This is a genomic window from Photobacterium sp. 270122K (assembly GCF_059941365.1).
In genome coordinates this window covers 79,395-91,510 of sequence record NZ_JBPOEN010000001.1, presented here as the reverse complement: position 1 = coordinate 91,510, position 12,116 = coordinate 79,395, and the positions used below count along the sequence as shown (strand labels likewise).

11 protein-coding genes are annotated in these 12,116 nt (G+C 52.0%); 5 read left to right on the top strand and 6 right to left on the bottom strand.

Translation table 11 applies throughout. The annotated features are described in order from the left end of the window. Positions 1–4 precede the first annotated feature (4 nt). Entirely contained in the window at positions 5–1,102 is a 1,098-nt protein-coding gene (locus ACSF8W_RS00440) for a hypothetical protein (protein ID WP_500844141.1), read from the bottom strand. A 314-nt stretch (positions 1,103–1,416) separates the two neighbouring features. Between ACSF8W_RS00440 and ACSF8W_RS00435 the strand changes: the two genes are divergently transcribed. Next, complete coding sequence (locus ACSF8W_RS00435) at positions 1,417–1,701, top strand: hypothetical protein (RefSeq protein ID WP_500844139.1); 285 nt, start codon at positions 1,417–1,419, stop codon at positions 1,699–1,701. A gap of 52 nt (positions 1,702–1,753) precedes the next feature. On the opposite strand, the gene ACSF8W_RS00430 is transcribed toward ACSF8W_RS00435, so the two are convergent. The 5 genes from ACSF8W_RS00430 to ACSF8W_RS00410 form a co-directional block, all read right to left on the bottom strand. Then, positions 1,754–2,743 (bottom strand): hydroxymethylglutaryl-CoA lyase, encoded by a 990-nt coding sequence (locus ACSF8W_RS00430; RefSeq protein ID WP_500844138.1) that lies wholly within the window; start codon positions 2,741–2,743, stop codon positions 1,754–1,756. Next, a complete protein-coding gene (locus ACSF8W_RS00425; RefSeq protein ID WP_500844136.1) occupies positions 2,736–3,581 on the bottom strand; it encodes an enoyl-CoA hydratase-related protein in 846 nt (281 codons plus the stop codon). Before ACSF8W_RS00425 ends, ACSF8W_RS00430 begins: the two co-directional genes overlap by 8 nt. Positions 3,582–3,591: 10 nt before the next feature. Further along, entirely contained in the window at positions 3,592–5,250 is a 1,659-nt protein-coding gene (locus ACSF8W_RS00420; protein WP_500844134.1) for a carboxyl transferase domain-containing protein, read from the bottom strand. Positions 5,251–5,277: 27 nt separating this feature from the next. Beyond that, a complete protein-coding gene (locus tag ACSF8W_RS00415; RefSeq protein WP_500844132.1) occupies positions 5,278–6,447 on the bottom strand; it encodes an isovaleryl-CoA dehydrogenase in 1,170 nt (389 codons plus the stop codon). A gap of 98 nt (positions 6,448–6,545) precedes the next feature. After that, positions 6,546–6,917 carry a MerR family transcriptional regulator gene (locus ACSF8W_RS00410; protein ID WP_500844131.1) on the bottom strand — a complete coding sequence of 124 codons (372 nt, stop codon included), beginning with the start codon at positions 6,915–6,917 and terminating at the stop codon, positions 6,546–6,548. 257 nt (positions 6,918–7,174) lie between these two features. Here ACSF8W_RS00410 and ACSF8W_RS00405 point away from each other — a divergent pair, with 257 nt between their 5' ends. The 4 genes from ACSF8W_RS00405 to ACSF8W_RS00390 all read left to right on the top strand — a co-directional run bounded on the left by ACSF8W_RS00405 (position 7,175) and on the right by ACSF8W_RS00390 (position 12,091). Continuing rightward, positions 7,175–8,395 carry a thiolase family protein gene (locus ACSF8W_RS00405; RefSeq protein ID WP_500844963.1) on the top strand — a complete coding sequence of 407 codons (1,221 nt, stop codon included), beginning with the start codon at positions 7,175–7,177 and terminating at the stop codon, positions 8,393–8,395. A 140-nt stretch (positions 8,396–8,535) separates the two neighbouring features. Then, positions 8,536–10,074 carry a CoA-acylating methylmalonate-semialdehyde dehydrogenase gene (locus tag ACSF8W_RS00400; RefSeq protein WP_500844129.1) on the top strand — a complete coding sequence of 513 codons (1,539 nt, stop codon included), beginning with the start codon at positions 8,536–8,538 and terminating at the stop codon, positions 10,072–10,074. Positions 10,075–10,110: 36 nt separating this feature from the next. Beyond that, on the top strand, positions 10,111–11,253 hold the full coding sequence (locus ACSF8W_RS00395; protein WP_500844128.1) for an acyl-CoA dehydrogenase family protein: 1,143 nt from the start codon (positions 10,111–10,113) through the stop codon (positions 11,251–11,253). Between the two features lie 49 nt (positions 11,254–11,302). Further along, positions 11,303–12,091 carry an enoyl-CoA hydratase gene (locus ACSF8W_RS00390; RefSeq protein WP_500844126.1) on the top strand — a complete coding sequence of 263 codons (789 nt, stop codon included), beginning with the start codon at positions 11,303–11,305 and terminating at the stop codon, positions 12,089–12,091. The last annotated feature ends 25 nt before the right edge of the window (positions 12,092–12,116 follow it).

Below are 12,116 nucleotides of genomic sequence, written 5' to 3'. Positions count from 1 at the left end.
GTGGTCAATTAGGCGTTGGTATTTTCCGCGCCAAGCGATCTATACCGCCTTCCGTGGTGAAGAACAGCTCAAATTCAAACATAATGCCGGGGTTGATTTTGTAGTCAAATTCATCCTGAAAATCCAACTCCGGTGTTACGGTCATATACAGCCAATCTTTATATAGTCGGTGTTTCCATGACGCGGAAATCCATGCATTGGTGATGGAATAATTGGGGCGAGAATCGGCACTGACCCCAATGGAATACTGCATTAAATTGTTAGCATCAAGGCGGTCAAAAATTTCGGCTTGCTGTACGAATTCCCAATTGTTGTCGGTATCTAAATATTGTCCACTTGAACTGAGTTTCAAAATGGTGAGCGGGTCACTGGGGTTCGCAAAATAGAAGTTGAATGAGGTGATTGCCCCTGGCCCTTTGGAGTGGTAATAAAACACTTCTTGTTTGATCCGACTGGTCCATGACTCGCTCAGTCTGTCTACACGACGTAGATCTGCACGGGTAAAGGGGTCAAGAGGCAGCTTGATTTTCAATCCGACATCAAAGTTGGTTTTCCAACGTCCCCATTGCCGGCCTTGCACGCGAAAGCCCCCGACAGCGCCGGATAAACTGCTGTCGCTGTTATCACTGATCCCACGCTGTTTATCTTCCAATCGGTCAAAATCATCCGGGTCGGTTTCTAAAATTAATTTCCAGTTCTTTTTGGTGTGAGGTAAATCCAACTTGAGCTTCACACTGGCGTCAGCACTGAAATATTCTCGATGGCTGTAATGGGGTTTGAATTTGATTTTCAAATAACTGCGATTCTTCATTGGCTTTTCATCCTCTTTTTTGGCGATGTAGTGATCAAAAGAGGTGCCGTAGTAATGAATGGTGTCTGAAATGGAATCTTGGGTTTCATCTATCCAGTCTTGAAAGTCGCCCTCTTCCTCGGGCGTCTTGTCGTCATTAGCGATGTTGTCGTTGTCATCGTGTTCTGCTGGATGCACTGCAGGTGTGTGTTGAAAGGTTGCCGCTTGCGTGTCAGCGTGGGCAGGAAAAAGAAAAGCAAAGAGGAAAACGCCCAAGAGTAATGGAAGGGAAGGATGAGAAAGCATGGGCATCAAAACTCCTTCATTGCGAATGGATTACAGCCAAGGGTAGTACTATTCAGTATAGGGGCTGTCGACATGTGGATTGTCTTTCGTATTACTTTGAGAAAAATGAGATCTCATTCCAAAAAATAAGTCTCAATAAATGTAACGAAAATGAGAAGTCGGATAGGTGTAATTAAAAGTTCTTTCAAAATAGAAGGATAGGCGAGGGTTCGCAATGAAACACGTCCTTTTCCCATGAGCAGGAAAGTATTGATACGCTCAGCTACACTCTAGATGTACTGAAAGTCAGACAGCCTCGCTAAGTTAACTGGAGTGTAATCATGGACAATGTTGATTTTGACGGCATCAAGCGTGATGTATCAGACAAAGTAAAAATGATTTTTGAGAACTTTGAAGACGATAATAATCGCTTACCTACGATTGAGGAATTTCGTACCTTGTTTCACCACCATGCGGATCACTATATTGGCCCGGATGATCGCTTGGGGATGGACTTGGGGAGCCAAGGTCGCGATCGGTTGCAGGAAAGAGAGCGAAAACTGTGGCGGGCTGTCAATGAACTTGAAGCCGAGCAACGTTTTCTCCGCACTGACGGAGATTATTGATAAAGAGTGCTAATAAAGATGACTGATGGCGGCTTATTGATTGCCTAACCCATTAGATACCTTGTCTTCGCGCTTGCATCGCCAATGACACATTGGATCGCGGCGCGATATTCAGCGTTTGGCAAATTTGCCAGCCCGCGCGAGTGAGGCGGTCTAGATCCACCCCGGTGCGGATACCCAGCTGGTGGCACAGGTACACCACATCTTCTGTCGCTACATTGCCGCTGGCGCCAGGCGCGTAGGGGCAACCGCCTAACCCTGCCACACTGCTGTCTATCGTAGTGATGCCCATCATTAATGCTTGATAGATGTTCGGCAATGCTTGGCCCCAGGTATTGTGAAAATGCACTGCGAGTGCGTCTTTAGGTACGTGACGTAACACGGCATCCAACAGCATCGCAACGTTGATCGGCGTGCCCGTGCCAATGGTGTCCCCTAGCGAAATCTGATAACACCCCATTTGCCATAATTGATGGGCAATCTCGGCCACCCGTTGCGCTGGTGTCGGGCCATCATACGGGCAATCAATCACACAAGATAAATACCCGCGTACGGGGATTTGATGTACTTGTGCCAATGCGAATACGGGTGCAAAACGCTGCATGCTTTCTTCGATAGAGCAATGAATATTGTGCTGGCTAAAGCCTTCAGAGGCGGACGCAAATACCGCAATTTCATCGGCATGGATCGCAAGTGCTAATTCAAAACCGCGCACATTCGGCGTGAGGGCAGAGTAGGTCACAGACGGATGGCGGGTGATCGTCTGCATAACGGCTAATGAGTCGGCCATTTGCGGGACGCGGCGGGGTGAAACAAACGACCCCGCTTCAATGTGTGTTAAGCCGGTTTGAGATAACGCATTAATGAAGGCGACTTTTTCTTGAGTGCTGATAGCGGATTCATTTTGCAGACCATCTCTGGCGCCGACTTCAAACAAGGTGACCGACGCGGGTAAGCTTTTACGCAATGCCGCGATGGACGATTGGGTGTCAATCGTATTGTGCCGGTGTAGTGATGCACATCCGTGTAAACGATTAGTCATCCTGCGATTCCTTATTGGTCACGTGATGGTGAGTGGTGGTGCTCGGGTACCCTTGTTCTGCGTGCTGCCACGGTGGGGCGCGCTTGTTTAAAAAAGCGTTCAAGCCGTCCTGACCCTGCGGGGAGGCCCGTACGGCGGCAATGATGTGAGCCGTCTCTTGCCGTAACGCGGCGGAAAGCGGTGTGCCATCGCACAAATGGCAGAGTGATTTTGTGATCCGTAAAGCGTCAGGACTGTTATTGAGCAACTGGATCACCGTGTGGTGTAACGCCGTATCCAGATCGGCTAATTCAGGAACGACACGGTGAAAGAGATTGAGTAATAGGGCTTGTTCACTGCTGATGATTTCAGCCGTGAGCATGTAGCGGCGAGCGTGGCGTTGCCCCATGGCGCGACACACGTACGGTGAAATGGTGGCAGGGACGAGGCCTATTTTCACTTCACTCAAACAGCACTGGGCAGAAGCGGTGGCGATCGCAATGTCACAGCAACAGATTAAGCCGATGGCACCGCCATAGGCATTGCCTTGTACCAAAGCAATGGTGGGCTGCGGGAACGTATCTAACGCATGCAATACATCGGCTAATTGTTGTGCATCCTGAATGTTCTCCGTTTCGCTGGCGGTGATCATGGTTTGCATCCACGCGAGATCGGCCCCGGCACTGAAGTGAGCGCCTTGCGCCCGTAGAATCAATACGCGCACGTGCGGGTTCTCTTTTAACTGGTGCAGCATGGTCATCAATTGCGTAAGGGTGTGCTGATTGAAGGCATTGTGCTTCTCCGGTCTATTCAGGGTGACCGTGGCGACACCTTGCGGGTCGACATCACATTTAACCATTCTGTCGCTCCTACATACGGAATATGCCAAAAGTACTGTCTGCAATCGGGGCGTATCGCGTTGCATCGAGTGCTTGAATCAGTACACGTCGCGTATCGCGAGGATCAATGATGCCGTCATCCCACAGCCGTGCGCTGGCATAATAGGGCGAGCCCTGCGTGTCATACGTATCACGGATTGGCTGTTTAAAGGCTTCCTCGTCGGCGTCGCTCCATGTCTCGCCATTTTTGATTTTGTTTTCTCGAGTCACTTGGGCGAGCACGCCTGCCGCTTGCTCGCCTCCCATGACGGAAATACGTGCATTGGGCCACATCCACATCAGGGTGGGGCTGTATGCTCGCCCACACATACCATAGTTACCTGCGCCGTAAGACCCACCAATGATCACCGTGAATTTTGGCACTTCTGCGCAAGCCACGGCCATCACCATTTTTGCCCCGTGCTTGGCAATGCCTTCGGCTTCGTATTTACTGCCGACCATAAAGCCGGTGATGTTCTGTAAAAATAGAAGGGGGATTTTGCGCTTGCAACACAACTCAATAAAGTGCGCCCCTTTTTGGGCAGACTCTGAAAAAAGAATGCCATTGTTACCGACAATACCGATAGGGTGACCGCCGATAGTGGCAAACCCGCAAACCAGAGTGTTGCCATACATGGCTTTAAATTCATCCAGCGCGGAGTTGTCAACAATACGGGCGATGACTTCGCGCACATTGACCGGCATGCGTAAATCAGTACCAACAATACCGAGCAGTTCATCTGCCGGATAGCGCGGTTCGGCGGGCGGCTCTTCATTGGATGCCGCGTGATGGGCGTTCATGTGTGTGTATGAGGTTTGTAAATGATGTGCGCCAGAAAGATGTACAGTTCCGCAACTGGCCACCGCCTGACGGGCAAGTTCCAACGCGTGATCTTCATTCTGGGCAAAGTAGTCCGCCACCCCCGAGGTTTTACAATGCACATACGCACCCCCTAGGGCTTCGGCGGTAACGATTTCACCTGTGGCCGCTTTCACTAACGGAGGACCTGCGAGGAAAATTGTGCCTTGCTCTTTGATGATGATCGAGACATCAGCCATTGCGGGTACATACGCGCCCCCTGCGGTGCATGATCCCATGACTACCGCAATTTGCGGGATCCCTTTGGCTGACATACGGGCCTGATTGTAAAAAATGCGCCCAAAATGATCCCTATCGGGAAAAACCTCGGCCTGGTGAGGGAGATTCGCCCCCCCAGAATCAACCAGGTATACGCAGGGCAGGTGACAACGCGAGGCGATTTCTTGTGCCCGTAAGTGTTTTTTGACCGTCAGCGGGAAATACGTCCCGCCTTTCACCGATGGATCGTTAGCGATTACCATGCAATGCATGCCCTTAATCAGCCCAATGCCTGCTATGACGCCAGCACACGGTACGGGCTCATCATACACCTGCCACGCGGCAAACTGGCCGATTTCCAGAAACGGTGAGTTCGGATCTAATAGCAGCGTAATGCGCTGCCGAACGGGATATTTTCCTTTTAGCCGTTGCTTTTCTACGGCGGCAGCACCACCTCCCGCCTGCAAGGTGGAGAGATGGGTTTGGAGTTGATCGACCAGCGCGGACATATTGTGATGATTGGTTTGATAAAACGTATCGCTTGGGTCGATCGTGGTGTGTATTACGGCCATATCGTGTCCCTTATCTGTTGCGGTGAATTATTGGGATTCTTTAAACAATTCGCGTCCAATCAACATTCTGCGGATCTCTGACGTCCCCGCGCCAATTTCATATAACTTCGCATCCCGTAAAAGCCGGCCAGCGGCAAATTCATTGATATACCCATTGCCCCCAAGAAGTTGGATGGCATCTAATGCCAGTTGGGTGGCGAGTTCAGCGGCAAAGAGGATCACGCCAGCCGCATCTTTGCGGGTGGCCTCGCCGCGATCACAGGCGGCGGCGACGGTGTACACATAGGCGCGGGCAGCGTTGGTGCGGGTGTACATGTCGGCCACTTTGGCTTGCACCAATTGAAATTCCCCGATGGCACGCCCAAATTGTTTTCTGTCATGGATATAGGGCACGACAAGATCCAAACAGGCCCGCATGATCCCCAATGGGCCCGCAGCCAAAACCACGCGTTCGTAATCCAGCCCGCTCATGAGCACTTCGACGCCGTGATTTAGCGGGCCGAGTAAATTGGCGGCGGGTACTTCACATTGGTCAAAAACCAATTCACAGGTACTGGAACCGCGCATGCCCAGTTTGTCGAGTTTTTGCGCGGTACTGAACCCCGGAAATCCGCGTTCAATAATAAAAGCAGAGATGCCGTGCGCGCCGTCATCGGGCGCGGTTTTGGCGTACACCACCAAGGTATTGGCTTCCGGTCCGTTGGTGATCCACATTTTTGTGCCATTAAGGCGGAAGATGTCGCCTTCTCGGGTGGCGCGCAGCTGCATGTTCACCACGTCAGAACCGGCTTGTGGTTCACTCATGGCGAGGGCGCCAATGTGTTCGCCGCGGATCAGGGCCGGTAAATACGCTTGTTTTTGGGCGTCGGTACCGTGGCGAAATATTTGGTTCACACACAAATTCGAGTGCGCCCCATAACTGAGTCCAACCGAGGCGGAGGCGCGACTGATTTCTTCCATAGCAACCACGTGAGCCAAATAGCCCATCCCTGCGCCGCCGTATGCTTCTGAAACAGTGACACCGAGCAAACCCATTTCACCTAGCATCGGCCAAAGGTGGGCTGGAAACTGGTTGTTAGCATCCATGTCGGCGGCCAATGGTGCGATGGCATCAGTAGCAAAGCCACTGACATGCTCGCGCAGTAGGTTAATGGTTTCACCTAAACCAAAGTTGAGTGGCGTGAAGGGATCGGTCATGCGCATTCTCCCTGCTGGAATCAAAATGAGGTGATGGACGTTATTTGTGGGCGTTATCTAAGCGCGTCATGCCTAATAGCTCGCTCTAAGCCCCTAAGCTAAGAGCACTGGCCTAACGCTTGCCGACAGCGTTGACGGGCAAGCTGTAATTCGTTCATGACGACAGTAATGTCTTCGAGTTGACGCTGTAATACCGCCTGCTTGTCATCAATGATGGCCAACATTTGATTGAGTTGGGTATTACTTTGTTGGGTGTCATAAAGCTCAAACAGTTCCCGGATTTCGGCAAGTGAAAAACCTAAGCGTTTCCCGCGTAAGATGAGTTTCAATCGAACTTTATCGCGCCGGTAATATACTCGGGTACTGCCATTGCGATCTGGTTGCAGTAAACCGACATCTTCGTAAAACCGAATGCTGCGGGTGGTGATATCAAATTCTTTAGCGAGTTCACTGATTTTGTAACTATCCACCGGGCAATCCCCCTGTACTCGATGATGGCGTGCGGCAAAACGTCACGGCGTCGTATGGCCTTGCTATGGTGTTTCTCGTAATTTCATGGATTTTGTTTCTTAACGTTTACGTAAATGTTAGTGCTATGCTTACGTAAACGTCAAGCTGGTGGCTTGAACAGGATGAAGCCGCATGAAGACACGTCTCGGTGAACCCGTTACATCGGTTACGCTGCCAATGAAGGCATGAGACAAGTGAAGAATGGGGGGAAGACATGATAGGTAAAGAGGTCTGGGTGATTGCCGCAAACCGTACACCCATTGGCAGTTTCATGGGGGAACTCGCGACACTGACAGCCCCACAACTCGGCAGTGCGGCCATTGCGGGGTGTTTGGGGCATGTTGATGTATCCACTGAAAATATCGCTCAAAAAGTGGATGAAGTCTTCATGGGAAACGTGTTATCCGCAGGGTGTGGACAAGCGCCTGCTCGCCAAGCTGCTTTAGGTGCCAACCTACCGCAATCGGTGCCGTGCACCACGATAAATAAAGTGTGTGGCTCTGGCATGAAAGCGGTCATGTTGGGTGTTGACAGTATACAGGCTGGGCAAGGTTCTGCCGTGATTGCGGGGGGAATGGAAAGCATGACAAATGCCCCGTATCTACAAACGCAAGCACGCTCAGGACAGCGTTTGGGCAATGCGGTATTGCACGATCACATGTTCATTGATGGCCTATTGGACGCCTACGAAGGCAACTTAATGGGCGTGTATGCTCAGCAAATCGCGGATGAAAAAGGTTACGATCGAGAAAGCATGGATGCATGGGCGACAACGTCAGTAAAACGGGCACAACACGCGCAAGCGATGGGGTGGTGTAATGATGAAATTGTCCCACTCAGTGTGACCCATCGTCATGACACGTGTATCTTGACGGGCGATGAGCATCCACAAGAAATCGATATTAATAAAATTCCCCGTCTGAAGCCCGCATTTGCCGCTGACGGTTCAGTAACGGCCGCCAATTCAAGTGCCATTTCTGATGGTGCTGCCGCGTTACTGTTGATGGAGGCGGAAGCCGCCAAAGCCCAAGGGCTAACACCGCTCGCGATTATTCGTGGTCATGCGTCTCATGCCAGAGCCCCGGTTGAATTTACCGTGGCGCCTGTCTTTGCCATTGATGCGCTTCTGGCACAGCTGGACTGGCAGAAAGACGAGGTAGATGCGTGGGAAATCAATGAAGCGTTTGCTGTCGTGACACAAATCGCCATGGACGCGCTGTGCCTTGATCCAGAGAAAGTCAATGTTAGTGGTGGGGCGTGTGCGTTGGGCCATCCTATCGGTGCAAGTGGCGCGCGGATCATCGTGACGCTGATCCATCAGTTACGTCGGCTACAGGCTGAAAACGGCTGCACACCATCATCGATGAAAGGGATTGCCGCCTGCTGCATTGGTGGCGGAGAGGCAACAGCGATCGCGGTTGAAGTACCCGCTGGTTAGTCGGTTTCATCATTACGCGACAATCACGCATTGCGAATCACACTTAGCAATGACTTGCTATCAATCATCAAATATTTAATCACTAATCGCCGAGCACTTACACACTTGCCGTCATGTTGAACGCCACTAAGGGGGCCTCGATGTCCAAGTCCACGGTATCCGATTCTACACAGTCCGGTGCGCTTTCTATTCCGACTGTTCCGCTTTATATCAATGGCGAATGCTGCGCCTCTGTCAGTTTGCAGACACTGGCCGTGACAAATCCTGCAACAAACACCCCCATCGCTCACGTGCCATTGGCAACGGAGGCGGAAATCAATCACGCGATTGCCGAGGCCAAAGCCGCCTTTGAGGCATGGCGGGATGTGCCTGTTCCCGAACGTGCCCGATTGATGCTGGCGTATCAGCAGCTGCTCAAAACCCACCATGATGACATAGCGACATTACTGTCCAGTGAAACCGGTAAAACCTTTGCCGATGCCAAAGGCGATGTGTGGCGCGGGATTGAAGTGGTTGAACAAGCCGCCAATATTGCCAGCTTAATGATGGGCGAAACGGTGGAAAACGTTGCCAATGATATCGACACCTATTCTCTGATCCAGCCGCTTGGAGTGTGTTGTGGGATCACGCCCTTTAATTTCCCAGCGATGATCCCGTTATGGATGTTTCCCATGGCGGTTGCAGCGGGCAATACCTTTGTTTTGAAGCCGTCAGAGCAAGTGCCTTTAACGGCAATGCTGCTTGCCGATTTGTTTACCCAAGCGGGCGCACCGAACGGAGTGTTGCAGGTGGTACATGGTGGGCAAGCGCAAGCGGAGCAGTTATTGGCGCACCCAGATATTCGCACCGTGTCGTTTGTGGGTTCAGCTTCCGTAGCAAAAGCGATTTATCAAACGGGGACGCAACATGGTAAACGCGTGCAAGCTTTTGCGGGGGCCAAAAACCACATGGTGGTGATGCCTGATGCGGATTATGCGCAGGTGGTGAATCACTTGGCAGGATCGGCCGTGGGGGCCGCAGGGCAGCGATGCATGGCCATTTCGGTCGCGGTGCTGGTGGGGGATGCGGTAACCCTTTTACCTGATTTGAAAAGGGCCATGGCCAAACTGAAACCCGGTGTTTGGGACGATGACGCGGCGGCATTCGGCCCGTTGATCAGCGCGCAAGCGAAACAGCGAGTAACGGCCTTGGTGGAAAGCGGCATTCAAGCCGAGGCGATATGCGAATTGGATGGACGCCAGTGCCAAGTCAGCGGCGCGCCCGATGGGCATTGGTTTGGGCCGACCTTGTTCAGTCAGGTCACGACGGATATGGCGATTTACCAACAAGAAATATTCGGCCCCGTGCTGGTGTGTGTTGCGGTTGCCAATTTAGAAGAAGCCATCGCTTTGGTTAACGCCAATCCCTTTGGTAACGGCACGTCCATATTCACGGCCAGCGGTGCTGCCGCCCGAAAATACCAACATCAGGTACAAGTGGGCCAAGTTGGTATCAATGTGCCGATCCCTGTTCCGTTGCCGTTTTTCTCGTTTACTGGTTGGCGGGGCAGTTTTTATGGTGACTTGCACGCCTACGGCAAACAAGCGGTACGTTTTTATACCGAAACGAAAACGGTCACTGCCCGTTGGTTTGATGAGTCGATTCCTGAGGGCCCCAACACCACGATCCATTTGCGATAGCGCCTACTTTATTCACCGCAATGAGGAGGATCCACGATGGAGTTTAGCTTAACGGACGATCAGCGTGCGTTTATCCAAGTCGCCCAACAATTTTCGCAAGATAAACTGGCCCCGCAAGCCGCCGAATGGGATGCCACACAAACCTTTCCTAAAGCGGTATTACGCGATGCGGGGGAGATGGGTTTTTTGAGCTTGTACGTGCCGCAATCGGTGGGGGGATTGGGGCTGTCACGGTTAGATGCGTCATTGGTGTTTGAACAATTGGCGATGGGCTGCACCTCTACCACGGCATTCATGACCATTCACAACATGGTGAGTTGGATGATCGCCAGCTTTGCGACTAACAGTGCCAAAGCGGCTTATTGTCCCCGTTTACTCACCGGAGAATGGCTGGCTTCCTATTGTTTAACGGAACCCAATGCCGGATCCGATGCGGCGGCGTTAACCACGTCTGCGCAGCGCGATGGTGAGAGTTATCGTATCAACGGTGCGAAAGCGTTTATTTCGGGGGCGGGGGCAACCGATGTGCTGGTGGTGATGGCCCGTTGTGAGCAGGGGATCACCGCTTTCATTGTACCTGCTGATGCGGAAGGGGTCAGTTATGGCCGCAAAGAGCCGAAGATGGGTTGGAACAGTCAGCCGACCCGAACGATTACGTTTGATGATGTGGTGATACCCGCTGATCACCGCTTAGGTAATGAAGGCGAAGGGTTTCATTTCGCCATGAAAGGGTTAGATGGCGGCCGGATCAATATTGCCACGTGTTCGATCGGGACGGCGCAGCAGGCGTTGAACCAAGCGACGCAGTATGTGACCGAGCGTCAGCAATTTGGTCAGCCCCTCGCACAGTTTCAGTCGGTGCAATTTGCCTTGGCAGACATGACGACCGAGTTGGTTGCGGCCCGTCAGCTGGTTCGGTACGCCGCGTACCAACTTGATCAAGGACATCCCGATGCCACCGCGCATTGTGCGATGGCCAAGCGCTTTGCCACAGATGTGGGTTTTAAGGTGTGTGATAACGCCCTGCAACTGCATGGCGGTTATGGCTACATCAAAGAATACCCGTTAGAGCGGTATTTCAGAGACGTACGGGTACACCAAATTCTGGAAGGGACCAATGAGATCATGCGACTGATTATTGCGCGGCGCGTGTTAGCGGAAGGCTGTGCTTTACTTTAGGCTGCAAACCAATCGACACCATCCACACGATCAGACAAGCGAATGAGGAATGCATATGGAAGATAACACGCCAGTGCAGCTACGCATTGAAGGGCACATTGCCATACTGACCATGAATAACCCGCCAGCCAATACGTGGACGTTAGCGAGTTTACGTCAATTGCGCGATACCGTTGAATCCTTGAATCAAAACAAGCAGGTGTATGCCCTAATCCTAACCGGAGGCGGTGATAAATTTTTCTCTGCGGGGGCAGACCTAAAACTGTTTGCCAGTGGTGACAAGGCGATGGCAGTGGACATGGCCAATGCCTTTGGTGAGGCGTTTGAAGCGTTAACACACTTTCGTGGTGTCTCGATTGCCGCCATCAATGGTTATGCTATGGGCGGCGGGCTAGAAGTGGCGTTAGCCTGTGATATCCGAATAGCTGAAGCCCATGCGGTGCTGGCGCTGCCGGAGCCGAAAGTGGGGTTATTACCTTGCGCGGGTGGTACCCAAAACTTGACCTGGCTGGTGGGTGAGGGCTGGGCCAAACGGATGATTCTATGCGGCGAGCAAGTGACAGCGTCACAAGCATTGTCGATTAAGTTGGTGGAAGAAGTAGTCGCATCAACCGAAAGCCGTGCCGCGGCCATGGCCATGGCCAGCGCGGTTGCGCAGCAATCTCCGTCATCAGTCGCGGCTTGTAAGCAGTTGATTCAACATGGTCGTGCTGCGCCGATTGACTTCGGTTTACGGCGTGAGCGGGAATATTTTGTGAAGTTGTTTGATACTGACGATCAAACCGAAGGGGTGAATGCCTTTCTCGAAAAGCGGCCGCCGAATTGGAAAAATCAATAAGCATCGAGCACGTGAATAGTGATCG